Below are 18,446 nucleotides of genomic sequence, written 5' to 3'. Positions count from 1 at the left end.
CGATGACGATTGAAGTTCGTGTTCCAACGCTTGGCGAGTCGGTGACCGAAGCCACCGTTGCGACCTGGTTCAAGAAGCCCGGCGACACCGTGGCGGTCGATGAAATGCTGTGCGAGCTCGAGACCGACAAGGTCACGGTCGAGGTGCCTTCGCCCGCCGCCGGCGTGCTGGGCGAGATCGTCGCGGCCGAAGGCGAGACCGTGGGTGTCGATGCGCTGCTGGCCACGATCCAGGCCGGCGAGGGTGCCGCCCCGACCAAGGCCGAAGCCGCCCCGGCGGCTGCCCCTGCGGCCTCGGGCGGCAGCGTTGACGTGATGGTGCCCACGCTGGGCGAATCCGTGACCGAAGCCACCGTTTCGACCTGGTTCAAGAAGGTGGGCGACACCGTCGCGCAGGACGAAATGCTGTGCGAGCTGGAGACCGACAAGGTCTCGGTCGAGGTTCCCGCCCCCGCCGCCGGCGTTCTGGCCGAAATCCTGGCCCCCGAAGGCGCAACCGTCGAGGCCAACGGCAAACTGGCGGTGATCTCGGGCGCTGAAGCAGGCGCCGCACCTGCTGCACCGGCCGCGGCTGCCCCTGCCCCTGCAGCAGCCGCCACCGGCAAGGACGTGGCCAATGCGCCGTCGGCCGAAAAGGCCATGGCCGAGGCCGGCCTGTCGGCCGATCAGGTCACCGGCACCGGCCGCGATGGCCGCATCATGAAGGAAGACGTGGCCCGCGCCGTCGCAACCGCCGCAGCCCCTGCCGCGGCCGCCCCGGCACCGGCCGCAGCCCCGCGCGCACCCGTGGCCGCCGAGGATGCCGCGCGCGAGGAACGCGTGCGCATGACGCGCCTGCGCCAGACCATCGCCAAGCGCCTGAAGGACGCGCAGAACACCGCCGCGATCCTGACCACCTACAACGAGGTGGATATGACCGAGGTGATGTCCATCCGCAACCAGTACAAGGACCAGTTCGAGAAGAAGCACGGCGTGCGCCTGGGCTTCATGTCCTTCTTCACCAAGGCCTGCTGCCACGCTTTGAAAGAAGTGCCCGAGGTCAATGCCGAGATCGACGGCAATGACATCGTCTACAAGAACTATGTCCACATGGGCGTCGCCGCCGGCACCCCGCAGGGTCTGGTGGTTCCGGTGATCCGCGACGCCGACCGGATGTCGTTCGCCGAGATCGAGAAGGCCATCGCCGAGAAGGGCAAGCGCGCCCGCGAAGGCAAGCTGAGCATGGCCGAGATGCAGGGCGGCACCTTCACCATCTCCAACGGTGGCGTCTATGGCTCGCTGATGTCCTCGCCGATCCTGAACCCCCCGCAGTCGGGCATTCTGGGCATGCACAAGATCCAGGAACGCCCGATGGTCATCAATGGCGAGATCAAGATCCGCCCCATGATGTATCTGGCCCTGTCCTATGACCACCGGATCGTCGATGGCAAGGGCGCGGTCACCTTCTTGGTGCGCGTGAAAGAGGCGCTGGAAGATCCGCGCCGCCTGCTGATGGACCTGTAATCGCATGGCAACGCATGTTCTATGGCAGGCCGACGTGGCCGATTTCGACGCCTGGCTGAAGGTGTTCCGCGAGGATCAGCCCATGCGCAAGGCGGCCGGGATCGTCGACCTGCATGTGTGGAAAGACCCCGATCAGCGTGACCACGCGGTGGCGCTGTTCGCAGTCGCCGACCTGGACAAGGCCCGGGCGTTCTTCGACTCGGAAGAACTGGCCATGCATCACGAACGCGGTGGCGTGGCACATATCCAGGTCAAGCTGCTGACACCGGTCTAGGCCGAAACACCGGCGGCCCGCACTTCGGGTCGCCGTTCAAAATACACTCCGCGGATTTGGGAGAACAAAATGGCTAACTATGACGTCATCGTAATCGGCGCCGGTCCCGGCGGCTATGTCTGCGCCATCCGCTGCGCGCAGCTGGGCCTGAAAACCGCCGTCGTCGAAGGGCGCGAGACGCTGGGCGGCACCTGTCTGAACGTGGGCTGCATCCCCTCGAAGGCGCTGTTGCATGCCAGCCACCAACTGCACGAGGCCGAGCACAACTTTGCCAAGATGGGCCTCAAGGGCAAAAGCCCCTCGGTCGACTGGAAACAGATGCAGGCCTACAAGCAGGACGTGATCGACACCAACACCAAAGGTGTCGAGTTCCTGTTCAAGAAGAACAAGATCGACTGGCTCAAGGGCTGGGGCTCGATCCCTGCGCCCGGCAAGGTCAAGGTCGGTGACGACGTGCACGAGGCTAAGAACATCATCATCGCCACCGGGTCCGAGGCGGCCTCGCTGCCCGGCGTCGAGGTGGACGAGAAGGTCGTCGTAACCTCGACCGGCGCGCTGGAGCTGGGCAAGATCCCGAAAAAGCTGGTGGTGATCGGCGCAGGCGTGATCGGGCTGGAACTGGGCTCGGTCTACCAGCGTCTGGGCGCCGAGGTGACGGTGATCGAATACCTCGACGTCATCACCCCAGGCATGGACCCCGAGGTGCAGAAGATCTTCCAGCGCATCCTGAAAAAGCAGGGCCTGAACTTCGTCATGGGCGCCGCGGTGCAAAAGACCGAGGCGACCAAGACCAAGGCCAAGGTGACCTACAAGCTGCGCAAGGATGACAGCGAGCACGTGATCGAGGCCGACACCGTTCTGGTCGCCACCGGGCGCAAGCCGTTCCATGACGGTCTGGGGCTGGAGGCGCTGGGGGTCGAGCTGACCCCGCGCGGCCAGATCAAGGTGGGCAAGGACTGGCAGACCAACGTGCCGGGCATCTACGCCATCGGCGACGTGATCGAAGGCCCGATGCTGGCTCACAAGGCCGAGGACGAAGGCATGGCCGCCGCCGAAGTGGTTGCGGGCAAGCATGGCCATGTGAATTATGGCGTCATTCCGGGCGTGATCTACACCTGGCCCGAGGTTGCCAATGTCGGCGAGACCGAAGCCACCCTCAAGGAGCAGGGCCGCGCCTACAAGGTCGGCAAGTTCAGCTTCATGGGCAATGGCCGCGCCAAGGCGAATTTTGCTGCCGACGGGTTCGTCAAGATCCTGGCCGACAAGGAGACCGACCGTATCCTGGGCTGCCACATCATCGGCCCCGGTGCGGGCGATCTGATCCACGAGGTCTGCGTGGCGATGGAATTCGGCGCCTCGGCCGAGGATCTGGCCCTGACCTGCCACGCGCACCCGACCTATTCCGAGGCCGTGCGCGAGGCCGCGCTGGCCTGCGGCGACGGTCCGATCCACGCCTGATGAGTTCGGCTCCGGCGGTCAGGCCGCCGGAGTCAGCCACGCCCGCAGATAGGTTTCCAGCCGGTCGGTGAATGTCGTCGCCGAATGTAGGGCGCAGAATTTCAGTGACATGGCCTGGATGGCAAAGGCCTGCACGCCCTCGGCCAGCAGGTCGGTCGACACGTCCTGTCGGACCTCGGCCTGATCCAGCCAAATCATCACGATCCGAAAGTATTTCTCGAAGCAATAGGCGATCGGCCCGATTTCAGAGATCGCGGCGGCACCGGAATAACGGATCAGCAGGTCGAACACATAGCGTTCCGACATCATAAAATCATGCACCGGGGCCAGGGCCTCGATGATCTGGGGCACGGTGTTCGGCGTTTCCGCCGCCTGCGCCTGATCCAGACAAGCGTCCAGTTTTTCGCCGATCAGGATCTCCATCAGCGCGTCCTTGTCGTGGAAATGGGCAAAGAAGGTGCCCTTGGCCACACCGGCGGCCTGCACCACCTCTTCCACGCGCAATGCCTGGTATCCGTTCTTTTGCACCACATCCGCCGCCGCCTGCAGCAGCTTGGCGCGGGTTTTCAGGGTTCGTTTCTGAATTGTCTTATGCATGAGGCTTGTTCGCATGTTTTTTGACCGTGGTCAAATTTTATATTGACCGTGGTCATTTTTTGATTCTATAAAATGACCGTGGTCAATTTTAGGAGAATCCCGATGCACCCCAAGAAAATTCTCATCCTCGACGGTCACCCCGCCGAAAGCAGCCTGTCGCGCACCTTTGCCGACACCTATGCCGAAGCCGCCCGCGCCAAGGGCCATGACGTCAAGACCGTTCACCTCAGCGATCTGGAGTTCGATTTCGATTTCGGACAGGGCAACTATCATGATTTCAAACCGCTGGAGCCGGTTTTGGAACAGGTTCTGCAGGACTTCGAATGGAGCGATCACCTGGTTCTGACGACGCCTATGTGGTGGGGTGGCCTGCCTGCCAAGCTCAAGGGGCTGATCGACCGGATGTTCATCCCGGGCCGCACGTTCGACACCCGCAATCCCAACAAGCTGGGGCTGCCGGCACCGATGCTGGGCGGGAGGACCGCGCGCGTCATCATCACCTCGGACACGCCGGGCTGGTTCATGCGGCTGGCCTATCGCCGGGCGCTGATCCACCAGATGCGCGGTCAGGTTCTGGGGTTCGTCGGGTTCAAGCCGACGCGGTTCACCTGGTTTTCCGGTGCCAGCTACCCCAAGCAAGACAGCGTTCAGAAATGGATCGCGCGGGTCACCCGGCTGGGCGCAGCGGCAGCGTGATCACCACATTGTCTTTGCGGCGCGCGCACCCCATTCCCGGTCGTAGCGTGCGCCGCCTTCCTCGCCCTGCGACACCTCGGCCAGGATCTCGCCCACTGTCGGCAATCCGGCACTGCGATCGCCGCCGGTCCAGGTTTCGGCCCGCATCAGCGCGCGGGCGCATTGCGTGTAGATTTCCCCGATTTCGATAACGATCACGGTGGCCGGTTGCTTGCCCTGTTTCTCGAACCGGGCGCGCAGGTCGGAATCGGCCGTCAACCGGGCAGTGCCATTCACCCGCACCACGTTGTTCGAGCCAGGCACCATGAACATCAGCGCCACACGCGGATCGCGCACGATGTTGCGCAGGCTGTCCAGGCGGTTGTTGCCGCGCCAGTCGGGCAAGGCAAGGGTGCCGGGGTCAAGTTCCGTGACTACCGGGCCGTCATCACCCCGGGGGCTGCCATCCACCCCTTCTGGCCCCACCGTGGACAGCACGCACAGACGCGACGCCATAATCCATTTACGGTAAAGCGGCGTCAGCTGCCGCGCGACCTTGCGCAACGAGGCCGCGCCGGGGGTGCCGTACAACGTCTCGAGCGCGGTGATGTCATTGATGTACCGCATCCGGATCAAACCCAACTTCGCGCATCAATTCGTTCGAGCGCGTCTCGATCACTTCTTCCAGCCTGGCCAGAAAGTTTTCGCGATCGACGCCCGGTTCGATCGGGTCGAGGAACTCGACGATTGCATGGCCGGGTTTACGCAGAATTCCCGACCGGGGCCAGAATACTCCCACATTGGTGGCCGCCGGCACGCAGGGGAAGCCCAGCCCCTCGTACAGAACGGCGGAGCCGACCTTGTAGGGCTTGTAGACCCCCGGCGCCACGCGGGTGCCCTGCGGATAGATCACCAGCTGTCCGGGTTCGGTAAACTCCTTGGCGACGTCCTTGACCATCTTGGCCACCGCGGCGCCGCGTTTGCCTCGATCGACCGGTATACAACCCAGTCGACGTGCGTACATACCGATGATTGGAGTCCACAGCAGTTCGCGCTTCATGATGAACTTGCCGTGGGGAACCGCGTCAAAGATCAGGATGATGTCGAAGAATGACTGATGCTTTGCGGCGATCACCACCTCGCCCGTGGGCACGTTGCCGCGCACCTCGCCGCGAATGCCCACCATCCAGCGCGCCAGCCAAATAGTGGTGCGCGCATAGATCTTGCAGGCGCGCAAGGCCCCGCGCTTGGAGAACAGCGCATAGGGCGCGAAGACCAGGCCCAGAACCGCCATCCATGCGTAGATCGTGACCATGAAGATCAGCGAGCGCACCCATTGGAACGCCATTGCCATCACGAAAGCTCCTTCAATTTGCGACGGGCCGCCGACCATGTCGCGGCAAAGGCCACTGCCGCGCCCAGAATGGGGATTACAGCAGGCAGTAGCCAATCGAATCCCTGAAACCCAAGGCCGGTCAGGAAACCGCCAGCGTCCGAGGCCTCGGGCAGCAGCAGCACCCCGGTCAGGCCCAGAACCGCCCCCACCACGGCACCGAAAAACGCGCGCCAGGTAAACCGCCGCACGAAAGCGCCGGCGATGAAACGGTCGCGCGCGCCGACCTGACGCAACACCTCGATGATCTGGGCGTTGGCCGCAAGCGAGGCATTGGCCGCAAGCGTGATCATCGCCGCCGTGGCCCCACCGATCAGCAGGATCGAGACCCAGCCCAACCGCCGCAACGAGGTAGCCGCATCGACCAGCGGCTCGCGCCAGCGAGAATGGTCATCCAGAACGGCTCCGGGCACCTCGGCCGCCAGCCGCAGGCGCAGGCCCATCGTGTCCAGCCCCGGCTCGCCCTCGATGATTTCGATCAGCTGCGGCACCGGCAGCGTGTCCAGCGGCAGGTCTGGTCCAAACCAGGGGGCCAGCAGCGCGGCCTGCTCCTCGGCGCTGATCGCGCGGGCCGAGGCCACGCCGGGGGTCTGTTTCAGAACCGCCAACGCCGCCTGCGTCTGCGCGGCGCGCTGTTCAGCGGGCGCATTGATCCGCAGAGTGGCCGCTCCGGCCAGCTCCGAAGCCCAGCGATCGGCCAACCGGCCTGCGGCCAGCGACAGCGCCAGCGCGAACATGGCCAGAAACGCCATCGCGCCCGAGACGAACAGGGTCAGATGGGCGGTGAAGCCGGTGGGCGGCACCACGCGGTCTGCCCTTGTGTCGCGGCGCAACAGTGTGCGGATGTCCTGCCCGATCATAGGTCTGCCCCTGCCAGATGCAGCCGCCGCCGCGATATCCGCAGCACCCGCGCCTGCACATGGCTTTTGGCCGCCCGGATCAGGCTCAGGTCATGGGTGGCGATCACCACCGTCTTGCCCATGCGGTTCAGCTCGATCAACAGCTGCATCAGCCGCTGCGACATCTCCCAATCTACGTTTCCGGTGGGCTCATCCGCGAGCACCACGTCGGGCGACAGGATCACCGCGCGGGCCAGCGCAGCCCGTTGCCGCTCGCCGCCCGACAGTTCGGGCGGCAGGGCGTCCATGCGGCTGCCGAGGCCGACCCATGTCAACAATTCGGCAAGATCGGCACCGTGGGACTCCTCCGCGCGGCCCGAGACCATCAACGGCAGGGCCACGTTCTCGGCCAGGGTCATGTGATCCAGAAATCGGCAATCCTGATGCACCACCCCGATCCGGCGCCGCAGCAGGGCCATCTGATCGCGGTCCAGCCGGGCGATGTCCTGATCAAAGGCGCTGATCCGCCCCGAACTGGCCAGCAGCGCGCCATAGCACAGTTTCAGCAGCGTGGTCTTGCCAGCCCCCGACGGCCCGGTGAGGAAATGGAAAGACCCCGGCTGCAACTGAACCGAGACATCGCTCAGCAGCTCACCGCCACCATAGCCGTAGCTGACATTTTCCAGCTCGATCACGCCTGCCCCCATTTTCGGTTGCGCCCTTCTTGCCCGAGCCCGCCCCCGGTTTCAATGCCCGCACCGGGTCCATTTGGCGACACTTGGCACGACCTGCGGAAATCGCGCTTTGCTGATATATCTTAACGGACTATCATCCTTGGAAAAATGACGAACTGGCCCATGCCGGCCGCGGAGGCTGTATGCGACTAACATGCCCGAACTGTAACGCCCAGTACGAAGTGCCGGACGATGTCATTCCGGAAACCGGTCGGGACGTGCAATGTTCCAATTGTGAACAGACATGGTTCCAACCCAAGCATCCCGACAAGGACGGTCAGACGGATGTGGCCGAAAATGAGCCCGCACCGACCTCGACCGAGACGCCGCCTGAAGACCCAGACGAGCCTACCGCGCCCAAGCCGGAAGACACGGCCAGACCTGCGCCCGGATCCGAAGCCCCGAAACCGGAGCCGCGCAGCAGCGTGGACCCCACGGTCGCCAGCATTCTCCAGGAGGAGGCCGCCCGCGAGGCGGAATTGCGCGCCAAGGAAGGCACCAGCCTTGAAAGCCAGCCGGATCTGGGCTTGGACACTCCGCCCAAACCGGCGCCCTCCACCAAGCCGCCCGCTGCCACCGAAATCGCAAGCGACGCCGCGCAGACTGGCGCCTTGCCGGACGTGGACAGCATCAATTCCAGCCTGCGCGGGGATGCGGCGGCAGACGCCGCCCCTGCAACCGAGGCGGCACCGCGCCGCTCGGGCGGGTTCATGCGCGGGTTTGCCCTGATGCTGATCATCGGCGTGGTGCTGTTTCTGATCTACGGAAATGCCCGCCAGATCAGCGAGGCGGTACCGCAGGCCGAACCGGTCCTTCAGTCTTATGTGAACCTGGTCGATCAGGCCCGCGTCTGGCTGGAAACGCAGGCGGGTTCGGCAGCCGAATAGGCCGCTTCAGAACCGTTCGAGCAACCGCTTGAGATATTCGAGTTCGATCTTCGGGCGGTCTGTTTCGCCGGTGCGACGGCGGATTTCATCCAACAGCTCGCGCGCGCGACGATAGACGTCTTCGCCCTGCAGCAGGTTCTCGTCCGTCGAGATCGACCCCGCCGCGCCCGGATTCCGGCCCAGCGGATCGCGATTGTTGGCCTGCATGTCGCCATCCTGCGTGCCCTGACCCGGCTGGTTCTGCTGATTCTGGGCCATGGCTTCGCCTAGTGACCGCATGCCCTCGCGCAAGGCCTCCATCGCTTCGGACTGACGGTCGATGGCCTCGGCCAGATCCTGATCGCGCAGGGCCTGTTCGGCCTCGTCCATGGCCCGCCCGGCGCGGCCCAGCGATTCCCGTGCCGCGTCGCCTTCGGGCGTTCCGGCCCCCGGTAAGTTCTGTTGCTGGCGTCGCAATTCTTCCCGCAGCGCCTGCTGGCGATCCGCCAGCATCCCTTCACCGCTCTGGCCTTCGCCGGATTGGTCCGAGCCCTGCCCGCCTTGACCCTCGTGGCTCTGGCCCCGGCCCTGCCCGCCGGACTGGCCCTCGTTGCCCTGGCTTTCACCGGCCCGAGCCCCCGGGTTGAACTGTTCCTGCAGGTCGCGGAAGGCCTCGTCGCTCAGGCCCTGTTGTTCGCGCAGGGTTTCGGCCAAGCCTTCCATGGCTTGTTGCCCTTCCGACTGGCCGCCCTGACCCTGACCTTGGGTCACGCGCATGTTTTCCATCATCTGCTGGAATTCCTCCAGCGCCTGCTGCGCCTCGGCCATGCGGCCCTGTTCCATCAGTTCCTGAATGCGGTCCATCATGCGCTGCAGGTCATCCTGCGTCATCTGCATGGTCTCGCCGTTCTGGTTCTGCTGACCCTGCTGGCCGCCCTGATTCTCTTGCGCCAATCGCTGTAGTTGGCGCAGATATTCGTCGGTCGCCTCGCGCAGTTCCTGCATCAGATCGGCGATCTCCTCGTCGCTGGCGCCGTTCTTCATCGCCTCGGTCAGCCGTTCCTGCGCCCGGCGCATCCGTTCCAGCGCATCCGCCAGCGTGCCTTCCTCGATCAACAGGGCTAGATCCCACAGCGCCTGGGCGATTTCCTCCTGCTGTTCCGGTTTCAGACCGAACTCGGTGAAGGTTTCCAGCCGGCGCAGGATGAAGCGCAGGCGTAGATAGGCGGTTTCCGAGCGGAAGATGTCTTCGGGACGGTGCGACACGGCGCGCAGCACCTGCGCCACGCGCGGCGCGTTAGCCCGCGCCCACAACAGATCGCGCCGCTGTTCGATCACCGCCGCAGCGAGCGGGTCAAAGAACCGACGCGCGGGCAGCGCGGTTTGATAGGGTTCGGCATCCGAAGTCTGATCGGCGGCATCCTGCGCCGACAGGGTTATCCTGACCGGCAGATGCGCCCAGGGGTGCTGCGAGAAATCCTCGATAAGGTCCTCGGTGAAATCGCTGCGGTCGCCGGCGATCGGCATCGGCAGAGGAACGGTGATGGCCTCGCGCGGGTCGGGCACCGTGGCCAGGCCGTAACGGCGGTCAACCGCGGCAAGGTCCAGCTCAATCCGGGCCTCGCCCGAAACCACGCCGTAATCGTCGCGTGCCGCAAAGGGAAGTTTCATCTGCCCCCCCGCCTCGGCGGTCGGCGGCGCCGCCACGTCGATCTGCGGCCGCGTGTCAGCGATAATCTGGACCGACCAGTCGCGCCCGGCCGGACCTTCGATCGACAGGCGGCCGGATTGCTCGGCGATGAAATCCTGTTCCGGCTCCGTTGCGGCCTCAGCCCCGCCGCGCGAGGTTGTTTCCGTCAGGCTGTGCGCCCCGACCGCACCGTAGAATCGCAGGGTAACATGGCTGCCTTGCGGAATAGACAGGGTCGAGCCGGACTGATCGGCCAGATACAGGGTCGGCAAGCCGGTATAGCGGGGCGGCTCGACCCAGCCTTCCCAGCTGGGACCCTGACCCGCCGTCGCGGCACCCGGCGTCATTTCCGTCACCGACCCGATACGCCAGAACGAGCCGAACACCAGCCCCACCACCAGCGCCAGCATGGCGACGAAGCGCAGACCAAAGGGATCTCTCCGGTTCAGGTCCAGATCCGGTCGGACCGGCCCGGCCTGGGCCGCTCGCGCGGCCATACGCGCCTGATGCGCTCGCCACAGCGCCACCGAATCCGGGTCCATCGCGCCGATGGCCTGATCGTCCATCAAAGCCTGGATAGGTCGTCCGGGCAGGGTTTCGTCCAACCGGACCAGTGCCTGCGCCCGGGTTGGCAGGTGAAACCTGCGCGCGCCCCAAATCAACGTCGCACACAGCGCCACGGCGGCCATCCCGCCCGCGATCCAGACCGTTTCGACGCCGACCATGTCCTGAACGCCCAGCATCAGCAGGCCCAGAACCAGCATCAGCAATGACAGGAAAGGCCAAAAGGCCCGCAACGCCTGCTCGGCCAGCATCCCGCCATGGGTCAGCCACAGGGACGCCTTGGGAATGGGCAGGTTCGATCTGTCGGTCACGGCGGGCCTCCGGGTCAGGCCCGCGCGGTCATCGCGTCAGAGCCATTCCGGTATGGTATCGCGGTTTATGATTTCGTCAAAGGTGGGCCGTTCACGAATAACCGCAAATTGATCGCCATTCACCAGAACCTCGGGGATCAGCGGGCGGGTGTTGTATTCGCTGGCCATCACCGCGCCATAGGCACCGGCGCTGCGAAATGCGACCAGATCGCCGGGGGTCAGCGGCGGCATGTTGCGCTGCTTGGCAAAGGTGTCGCCGGTTTCGCAGACCGGGCCGACGATGTCATAGGGGCGCTGCTCGACCCCCGGTGCGGGTTCGATGACGGGGACGATGTCATGATAGGCATCGTACATGGCCGGACGGATCAGATCGTTCATCGCCCCGTCCAGGATTAGGAAATCGCGCCCTTCGCCCGACTTTACATAGATCACCTTCGACACCATCAGCCCTGCGTTACCCGCGATCAGGCGGCCCGGCTCGATCTCGATCTCGCAGCCCAGATGGCCCAGCGTCTCCTTGATCATCGCGCCGTATTCGACCGGCAGCGGCGGCGCCTCGTTCGAACGCGCATAGGGGATGCCCAGGCCGCCGCCCAGGTCCAGCCGACGGATGTCGTGGCCTTGCGCACGCAGCTGTTCTGTCAGCTCGGCGACTTTGGAATAGGCCAGGCGGAACGGCTCCAGATCGGTCAGTTGCGAGCCGATATGAACGTCGATGCCCACCACCTTCAGCCCCGGCAGGTTGGCGGCATGGGCATAGACCTCGGGTGCACGGGCGATCGGGATACCGAATTTGTTTTCGGATTTACCTGTGGCGATTTTGGCATGTGTTTTGGCGTCAACGTCCGGGTTCACGCGAACGGTGATCGGCGCGATCACGCCCAGTTCCTGCGCGACGGCGTTGATCACCTCCATCTCGGGTTCGGATTCGACGTTGAATTGGCGAATCCCACCTGACAGAGCGGTGCGGATCTCCTCGGCCGTCTTGCCCACGCCCGAGAAAACGATCCTGTCGCCCGGCACGCCCGCCGCCTTGGCCCGCAGGTATTCCCCGCCCGAGACCACATCCATCCCCGCGCCTGCCTGCGCCAGCGTTTTCAGGATGGCCTGGTTGCTGGCCGCCTTCATCGCATAGCAGACCAGATGGTCGGTGCCCGCCAAGGCTTCGTCGAACAAGCGAAAGTGCCGCAGCAGCGTCGCCGTGGAATAGACATAGAACGGCGTGCCGACCGCCTCGGCGATGTGGGCGATCGGGACATCCTCGGCGTGTAGCGCGCCGTCGCGGTACAGAAAATGATCCATGTCTGCGCGCTTAGACCATAACGGCCCTGCGGATCAACGGGGTTTGCGGCGCGGGCAGGCAAACAGGGCCTAGCCCGGTGGCGCCACGCCGCCCCTCAGGCCGGTCTCGAGCAGGGCCAACGTGGCATCCCGCCGGGCCTCAAAGACATCTTCCCCGACCCCGAAGATCGCCAGATGGATCACCAGCCCGTCCAGCATCGCCGTCACCGCCTGCGCCGCGGCCTGCGCACTCAGGTCGCTGCGGATTTCACCCGCGCGGATCAAGGGGGCCAACTGATCCGCATAGTGATCGGCCAGCCAGGCGAAGAACCCGCCGATGATCTCGGCCGCACGCGGGTCCTGGAAACCGGGGCCCAGCACGTCAAAGAACAGCCGCGTCGCCGCCAGACGGTCGGCGGGCATGGTCAGGCGCAGCCCCATTATGAATTGGTCCAGCGTCTGCGGGGCCGGGATGTCGCTGATACGAGCGCGGATATCGTCGAAGTATCGCTGCAGCAATGCCAGCAGCATTTCCTCCTTGCTTTGGAAATACAGATACAGTGTGCCCTTGGCCATCCCGGCCTGGCGGGCCACGTCTTGCATTTTGGTGGCGTGATAGCCCTGATCCAGAAAGTATGCCACGGCCGCATCCAATATGCGCCCCTGCATCTCTTCTCGATCGACGATCTTCGGCATCTTGCCCCTCAATTTTCTTACGGCGCGCCCCTCTTGACGCCGATTGGACGCGGCGTCACGCAATTTCAATCTTTTAATGACTTGCCGGTCATTTAAGCCGTCTCCATTTGTGACCCAGCAGTCATTAAAAGGGTTCTGTGATGGCGCACTCGTCACAAATCAACGCCGGCCCAACGCGGCCTGTGGCGTCCCAACCCACGGCCACAGCCGCCAAACTGATGCTTCTTCTCGTCGCCAGCTTTGTCACGCTGGTCCCCGGTGGCCCGATCGAGACCCGGGACTTTTCCGGGCTGGGCGAAACAGTATTCTGGGGTTTCAACGCCTTTCTGATCGCGCTTGCCCTGCTGGCGGTGGGGTCGGCGGTGGCCATGCTGCGCGGCTCGGCCGTCGCAAGCTGGGGCGCCATCGTGGCGGCCTAGGGATACATCTTCGTGGTCCTGCTGGACCTGGGTCATGTGTTCCCGACATCACCCGACCCGATCCCGCTGATGCTGGGGCTGGTCGAGATCCTGGATTTCATCCTGGCCGTCTATGTCCTGGCGCTGGCCCATCGCGGCCTGGGCGATTTCTGAACCCGCCTCACACACCCGAACCAGAGCTTGGGCCACGCCCCGACAGGCGCGGCACCGACGCCTGTTGAACATCCCAAACGGAAGGAAAATTCATGTTGTTCACGGAACAATTCAAAGTGGCGGCCTTGCCGCTGGCCCTGATCACGGCCGCCTGCAGCGGCACCGGGGCGCAACACCAACCCGTTCTGGCAGCCGAGCCGGGCCCGGCTTATGCCGCTGATCTGGACCAGTGCCGCGCCCTGGCCAAGTCCCAGAACCTGTGGAACCCGAAAACTCGGTAACAGGCCCTGATCGAGGCCGGAGTCGGCGCTCTCGCCGGTCTGTCGGACGATACGGTCGGCAACGCCGAAGGCGCTTTGGCCGGTGCGGCCGTGGGATCGGCGGCGGGGACCGTCGCTGGCGCGGCCGAAATGCGCAATACCCGGCGCGACATCTTGATCGAGTGTCTGCGCCAGCGCGGACACTCCGTGGCCGGCTGACAAACGCAGGCAACCGATCAGAAGGTCTTTGAAATCCCTGCCCGCGCGTAACCAGAAACGGACACTCCAGCCCCTAAGCGCGCGGGCTCTTCCACAGGCTGCGACCGCTGTGCGCTCGTGGGCTCGCAGGCCGCCAGTACAGCAAGCGACAAGATCAGGCCGATCAGTTTCATATCTATGCCTTTTCCTCGGGTCACATGCGACATGGTGGCTGGCGCGCCGCTTTCAAGCAGATTGCGGGATCAAATCCCGAAAAACACGCTGATCGGCCCCTTGTGCAAGCCAACCCCGCCACCGACATAAGCGCCGCTGCTCGACACGCCCACATTGGCGTTCAAGGTCGGCTGAACGGGCTCTCCGTCGGCGCCGCAGGCTGCCAAAGCCAAGGCGGCCGCGATCGGGGCAATCACTCGCAAGGTTGTCATTTCAGCAACTCCTTCCAACGGGCGATCTGAGCCCGGACCTGGTCCGGGGCCGTACCACCATAGGACTGGCGCGAGTTTACCGAATTATCCACGCCAAGGACAGAATAGACATCCTGCGTGATGCCCTCGTGGACCGATTGCATGTCCTCGAGCGTCAGATCGGGCAGGTCGCAGCCCTTCTTCTCGGCCATGGCGACCAGCGATCCGGTGACGTGGTGCGCATCACGGAAGGGCAGGCCCAGCACACGCACCAGCCAGTCGGCCAGATCGGTCGCGGTGGAAAAGCCCGAGCCGGCGGCAGCGGCCAGGCTGTCGCGGTTGGCGGTCATGTCCTTGACCATGCCTTCCATTGCGGCCAGCGCCAGCATCCAGTTGTCGGCGGCGTCAAAGACCTGTTCCTTGTCTTCCTGCATGTCCTTGGAATAGGCCAGCGGCAGGCCCTTCATCACCATCATCAGCGCCGTGTTGGCACCAAAGATCCGGCCCACCTTGGCGCGGATCAACTCGGCGGCGTCGGGGTTTTTCTTCTGCGGCATGATCGACGAGCCGGTCGAGAACCGGTCGGACAGGGTGACGAAGCGGAACTGGGCCGAGGACCAGATCACCAGTTCCTCGGCAAAGCGCGACAGATGCACGGCGCAGATCGAGGCCACCGACAGGAATTCCAGCGCGAAGTCCCGGTCGCTGACCGCATCCAGCGAGTTGGCGGCGGGCCGGTCAAAGCCCAGCGCCTGCGCCGTCATGTGCCGGTCGATCGGGAAAGACGTGCCGGCCAGCGCCGCAGCACCCAGCGGGCATTCGTTCATCCGGGCGCGCGCATCCCGCACGCGGCTGAGGTCGCGGCCGAACATCTCGACATAGGCCATCATGTGGTGGCCCCAGGTCACCGGCTGCGCGGTCTGCAGGTGGGTGAAGCCGGGCATGACCCAATCGGCCCCGGCCTCGGCCTGCGCCAAAAGCGCGCGGATCAGGGCCAGCAGGCCGGATCCGGCGGCGTCCAGCTGATCGCGGACCCACAATTTGAAATCGGTCGCCACCTGGTCATTGCGGCTGCGGCCCGTGTGCAGGCGGCCTGCGGGCTCGCCGATGATCTCTTTCAGCCGTGCCTCGACATTCATGTGGATGTCTTCCAGCGCAGTCGAAAACTGGAACTCACCGCGTTCGATCTCTGACAAAACGGTGAGCAGCCCTTCCCGAATGGCCTCGGCATCACTATCACTTATGACGCCCGTGGCGGCCAGCATGGCGGCATGGGCACGCGAGCCCGCGATGTCCTGGGCCGCCATCCGTCGGTCGAACCCGATCGAGGCATTGATCGCCTCCATGATCGCGTCTGGTCCGGCGGCAAAGCGGCCGCCCCACATCTGGTTCGAGGATTGTTCGGTCATGCTGGAAAACCCGGAGTTGATATGCGCCTGTTTCGTCTGATCCCCCTTTATATGGCCCTTGCGCTGGGTGCAAATGCCGCTTTGGCCGCCGACACGCAGGCCTTGGCCGACCTGCGCGAGGGCAGTCTGAAACGCCTGATCCTGCATTCCGAGCCGAAACCGGTCTCGGACGCGGAGTTTCTGCTGGAAGATGACGGCGGCACGGCCACACTGGCGGACTATCGCGGCAAATACGTTCTGCTGAACTTTTGGGCCACTTGGTGCGCACCCTGCCGCAAGGAGATGCCCCAGATCGCCGAGTTGCAGGAGGAATTCGGCGGAGACCAGTTCGAGGTTCTGACACTGGCCACCGGCCGCAACTCGCCCGCGGGGATCAAGAAGTTCTTTGACGAAAACGGCATCACCAACCTGCCCCGCCACCAGGACCCGAAACAGGCCGTCGCGCGTGAGATGGGCATCGTCGGCCTGCCGATCACCGTGATCATCGACGCCGAAGGCCGGGAAATTGCGCGGCTGATCGGCGATGCCGAATGGAACTCGGACAGCGCCAAGGCGATCATCGCGGCCCTGCTGCACCCCGAAAGCTGACCGCCTGACGGGCCTTTTGTGCTAGACTGGAACCGGCCTGAACAGGGCCGGTTTTTCATTGGAAACAGACAGGAGGCTGAGATGAAACCGGTGGTTTTGCTGATCGGCCGGCTACCCAACGTGATCGGCGACGTGGCGCGGCAACTGGACCACCTTCCGATCCAGTGGCTGGGCGCGCATGATCCGGACGAGGTGCGGCGGCAACTGGACGCCGAACCGCGCATCGCCTGCGCGATCCTGGGCGCGGGCCTCGATGACAAGGTGCGCGGCGAACTGTTGGGTATCATCGCGGCGCGGCGGCCGGATATCTGCATTCACCTCAAGGATCGCGCCTCGGGGCCCGAGGGGCTGGTGCCCTTCGTCGAGCGCGTTGTCCGGCACGAGCTGCTGGAGCCGCACGACGCCCCCTGACGCAACGCCACCTTTGACAGGGCCTGACCCCGCTTGCACTCTGCCTGCGGGAGGACATCATGCCGCTGGAAATCCTGCTGGTTCTGGTGGTCGGTGGCATTGCCGGCATCACCGCACTGCTGCATCTGACGGGCAAATCGCGCCTGCGCGTGCTGAGCGCCGACAGCGCGCGCGCCGAATGGGTGCGCCATTTTCCCGACGACACCATCATCGACGTCACCCTGACCCATGACGGCCACGCGGCGCTGGTGCGCACCGAGACCGGGCCGGGCCTGTTGTGGTCCTTTGGCGCCGACACGGTGGCCCGCCACCTGCGCGATTTCGACTGGATCGAGCACCCCGAGGGCATCGAGGTGCAGTTCCACGACTTCGCCACCCCCGGCGTCACCGTCCGCCTTGACGAAACCGAGCGCCGCCACTGGCGCCACCTGCTGGAGCCCGCATGACCGACCAGATCAGTTTTCCCGATGTCGTCCAATGGGCAGTCCCGTTCTTCATCGCCGCCATCCTGGCCGAATTTCTATGGATCGCCATGAAGGGCCGTGGCGGCCGGTATGAAACCCGCGACGCCGTGACCTCGCTGATTATGGGGGCAGGCAACATCGCGTCCGGGTTCCTGCTGGGCTTCATCGCCTACGGATTCTTCATGTGGCTGTGGAAGATCACGCCCTTGGATCTGGGCACATCGATTCCGGTGATCATCCTGTGCTTTGTGCTGGATGACCTGCGATATTACTGGGTGCACCGGTTCGGGCACCGCATCCGCTGGGTCTGGGCCAGCCATGTGAACCACCACAGCTCGCAACACTACAACCTGACCACCGCCCTGCGGCAGACCTGGACCTATACCTTCACCTTCATGATGGTCGTGCGTGCGCCGCTGATCCTGCTGGGGTTCCACCCGGCGATGGTGCTGTTCTGCGGCGGCCTGAACCTGATCTACCAGTTCTGGATCCACACCGAGGCCATCGGCAAGATGCCGCGCTGGTTCGAGGCGGTCATGAACACCCCCAGCCACCACCGCGCCCACCACGGCCGCAACGCGCGCTATCTGGATTGCAACTATGCCGGAGTGTTCATCATCTGGGACAAGCTGTTCGGCACATTCGTCCCCGAACAGGAGGACGACCGGGTCGATTATGGCCTGGTGCACAATATCGGCACCTTCAACCCGCTGCGCGTGGCCTTTCACGAATGGGTGGCCATTTGGCGTGACGCGACGCAACCGGGCCTGACCCTGAAACAGCGGCTGGCCTATTGTTTTGCCCCGCCGGGCTACAGCCATGACGGCAGCCGCGACAGCTCCGAGCAGATCAAGGCCAAGCACCTGGCCCGCCACCCCGAAGATCGCGGAACACCCGGTTTCGAGCAATTCGATAAAAATCTGCCCAACCAACAAGCGGAACGGGCCTGATCACGCGGCGGTGATGACAGGCCGGCCTTGAATCTCCGCCCCCCGGAACCACATCGCCTTGGGTAAATTTGCCCAACCCGGAGGTCCCGATGACACGATTCACAGCTTGTTCGACCATCGTCGGTCTGTTGGGTCTGGCCACCGCAATGCTCAGCGCACTGGCCGCGCAACCGCTGTCGGGGCTTCTCGTTCTGGGTCTGGCCGGTATGGGGTTCGGGATGCTGGGCGCTGTCATCGGCGCCGTCGTGGCAATGCAGCCAATCACCTCGTCCACCCGCTGAAGCGGCCC

The 18,446-nt window shown here is 64.5% G+C and carries 21 protein-coding genes and 1 pseudogene; 12 read left to right on the top strand and 10 right to left on the bottom strand.

Features of this window, described 5'->3' with window-relative positions:
- Positions 1–2 precede the first annotated feature (2 nt).
- From odhB to lpdA, 3 genes are all read left to right on the top strand, one after another.
- Positions 3–1,502: a 2-oxoglutarate dehydrogenase complex dihydrolipoyllysine-residue succinyltransferase gene (gene odhB, locus AC2FMD_RS10215; RefSeq protein ID WP_496741582.1), complete on the top strand. Its 1,500-nt coding sequence runs from the start codon at positions 3–5 to the stop codon at positions 1,500–1,502.
- A gap of 4 nt (positions 1,503–1,506) precedes the next feature.
- Positions 1,507–1,776 carry a hypothetical protein gene (locus tag AC2FMD_RS10210; protein ID WP_496711656.1) on the top strand — a complete coding sequence of 90 codons (270 nt, stop codon included), beginning with the start codon at positions 1,507–1,509 and terminating at the stop codon, positions 1,774–1,776.
- 69 nt (positions 1,777–1,845) lie between these two features.
- Positions 1,846–3,234, top strand: coding sequence for a dihydrolipoyl dehydrogenase (lpdA, locus tag AC2FMD_RS10205; protein ID WP_496741580.1), 1,389 nt, complete (start codon positions 1,846–1,848; stop codon positions 3,232–3,234).
- 18 nt (positions 3,235–3,252) lie between these two features.
- On the opposite strand, the gene AC2FMD_RS10200 is transcribed toward lpdA, so the two are convergent.
- Positions 3,253–3,831, bottom strand: coding sequence for a TetR/AcrR family transcriptional regulator (locus tag AC2FMD_RS10200; protein ID WP_496794975.1), 579 nt, complete (start codon positions 3,829–3,831; stop codon positions 3,253–3,255).
- Positions 3,832–3,933: 102 nt separating this feature from the next.
- Between AC2FMD_RS10200 and AC2FMD_RS10195 the strand changes: the two genes are divergently transcribed.
- Positions 3,934–4,527: an NAD(P)H-dependent oxidoreductase gene (locus AC2FMD_RS10195; protein WP_490360231.1), complete on the top strand. Its 594-nt coding sequence runs from the start codon at positions 3,934–3,936 to the stop codon at positions 4,525–4,527.
- On the opposite strand, the gene AC2FMD_RS10190 is transcribed toward AC2FMD_RS10195, so the two are convergent.
- The 4 genes from AC2FMD_RS10190 to AC2FMD_RS10175 are packed head-to-tail and all read right to left on the bottom strand — an operon-like array spanning position 4,528 to position 7,433.
- Positions 4,528–5,133 carry a pyridoxamine 5'-phosphate oxidase family protein gene (locus tag AC2FMD_RS10190; protein WP_496794974.1) on the bottom strand — a complete coding sequence of 202 codons (606 nt, stop codon included), beginning with the start codon at positions 5,131–5,133 and terminating at the stop codon, positions 4,528–4,530.
- Positions 5,117–5,860 carry a lysophospholipid acyltransferase family protein gene (locus tag AC2FMD_RS10185; protein WP_496741577.1) on the bottom strand — a complete coding sequence of 248 codons (744 nt, stop codon included), beginning with the start codon at positions 5,858–5,860 and terminating at the stop codon, positions 5,117–5,119. Before AC2FMD_RS10185 ends, AC2FMD_RS10190 begins: the two co-directional genes overlap by 17 nt.
- On the bottom strand, positions 5,860–6,759 hold the full coding sequence (locus AC2FMD_RS10180) for a cell division protein FtsX (RefSeq protein WP_496794973.1): 900 nt from the start codon (positions 6,757–6,759) through the stop codon (positions 5,860–5,862). The genes AC2FMD_RS10185 and AC2FMD_RS10180 overlap by 1 nt, the downstream gene beginning before the upstream one ends.
- Positions 6,756–7,433, bottom strand: coding sequence for a cell division ATP-binding protein FtsE (locus AC2FMD_RS10175; protein WP_496741573.1), 678 nt, complete (start codon positions 7,431–7,433; stop codon positions 6,756–6,758). Before AC2FMD_RS10175 ends, AC2FMD_RS10180 begins: the two co-directional genes overlap by 4 nt.
- 182 nt (positions 7,434–7,615) lie before the next feature.
- Between AC2FMD_RS10175 and AC2FMD_RS10170 the strand changes: the two genes are divergently transcribed.
- A complete protein-coding gene (locus AC2FMD_RS10170) occupies positions 7,616–8,359 on the top strand; it encodes a zinc-ribbon domain-containing protein (RefSeq protein WP_496741571.1) in 744 nt (247 codons plus the stop codon).
- A 6-nt stretch (positions 8,360–8,365) separates the two neighbouring features.
- On the opposite strand, the gene AC2FMD_RS10165 is transcribed toward AC2FMD_RS10170, so the two are convergent.
- The 3 genes from AC2FMD_RS10165 to AC2FMD_RS10155 form a co-directional block, all read right to left on the bottom strand.
- Complete coding sequence (locus tag AC2FMD_RS10165) at positions 8,366–10,903, bottom strand: TIGR02302 family protein (RefSeq protein ID WP_496683255.1); 2,538 nt, start codon at positions 10,901–10,903, stop codon at positions 8,366–8,368.
- A 36-nt stretch (positions 10,904–10,939) separates the two neighbouring features.
- The gene (gene lysA / locus AC2FMD_RS10160; RefSeq protein ID WP_496741569.1) at positions 10,940–12,205 is read right to left on the bottom strand and encodes a diaminopimelate decarboxylase; all 1,266 of its coding nucleotides are present in this window, start codon (positions 12,203–12,205) and stop codon (positions 10,940–10,942) included.
- 69 nt (positions 12,206–12,274) lie between these two features.
- Entirely contained in the window at positions 12,275–12,880 is a 606-nt protein-coding gene (locus AC2FMD_RS10155; protein WP_496741567.1) for a TetR/AcrR family transcriptional regulator, read from the bottom strand.
- Between the two features lie 140 nt (positions 12,881–13,020).
- Here AC2FMD_RS10155 and AC2FMD_RS10150 point away from each other — a divergent pair.
- Both AC2FMD_RS10150 and AC2FMD_RS10145 read left to right on the top strand, forming a co-directional pair.
- Positions 13,021–13,452, top strand: a pseudogene (locus AC2FMD_RS10150) (DUF8051 family protein).
- Positions 13,453–13,544: 92 nt separating this feature from the next.
- Entirely contained in the window at positions 13,545–13,733 is a 189-nt protein-coding gene (locus AC2FMD_RS10145; RefSeq protein WP_496741565.1) for a hypothetical protein, read from the top strand.
- A gap of 440 nt (positions 13,734–14,173) precedes the next feature.
- Here AC2FMD_RS10145 and AC2FMD_RS10140 read toward each other — a convergent pair whose 3' ends face one another.
- The gene (locus AC2FMD_RS10140; RefSeq protein WP_496711645.1) at positions 14,174–14,356 is read right to left on the bottom strand and encodes a hypothetical protein; all 183 of its coding nucleotides are present in this window, start codon (positions 14,354–14,356) and stop codon (positions 14,174–14,176) included.
- Complete coding sequence (gene argH, locus AC2FMD_RS10135; RefSeq protein WP_496741563.1) at positions 14,353–15,744, bottom strand: argininosuccinate lyase; 1,392 nt, start codon at positions 15,742–15,744, stop codon at positions 14,353–14,355. The genes AC2FMD_RS10140 and argH overlap by 4 nt, the downstream gene beginning before the upstream one ends.
- Positions 15,745–15,765: 21 nt before the next feature.
- Here argH and AC2FMD_RS10130 point away from each other — a divergent pair, with 21 nt between their 5' ends.
- From AC2FMD_RS10130 to AC2FMD_RS10110, 5 genes are all read left to right on the top strand, one after another.
- Positions 15,766–16,332: a TlpA disulfide reductase family protein gene (locus AC2FMD_RS10130; RefSeq protein ID WP_496688019.1), complete on the top strand. Its 567-nt coding sequence runs from the start codon at positions 15,766–15,768 to the stop codon at positions 16,330–16,332.
- Positions 16,333–16,413: 81 nt separating this feature from the next.
- Positions 16,414–16,743: a hypothetical protein gene (locus AC2FMD_RS10125; RefSeq protein WP_496741561.1), complete on the top strand. Its 330-nt coding sequence runs from the start codon at positions 16,414–16,416 to the stop codon at positions 16,741–16,743.
- A 59-nt stretch (positions 16,744–16,802) separates the two neighbouring features.
- Positions 16,803–17,189, top strand: coding sequence for a hypothetical protein (locus AC2FMD_RS10120; RefSeq protein ID WP_496741559.1), 387 nt, complete (start codon positions 16,803–16,805; stop codon positions 17,187–17,189).
- Complete coding sequence (locus tag AC2FMD_RS10115; RefSeq protein WP_496741557.1) at positions 17,186–18,157, top strand: sterol desaturase family protein; 972 nt, start codon at positions 17,186–17,188, stop codon at positions 18,155–18,157. Before AC2FMD_RS10120 ends, AC2FMD_RS10115 begins: the two co-directional genes overlap by 4 nt.
- Positions 18,158–18,246: 89 nt before the next feature.
- Entirely contained in the window at positions 18,247–18,438 is a 192-nt protein-coding gene (locus tag AC2FMD_RS10110) for a hypothetical protein (RefSeq protein ID WP_496711640.1), read from the top strand.
- The last annotated feature ends 8 nt before the right edge of the window (positions 18,439–18,446 follow it).

This window comes from Ruegeria sp. BHSC276, from assembly GCF_059612945.1.
This window is presented reverse-complemented; position numbering and strand designations above follow the sequence as displayed.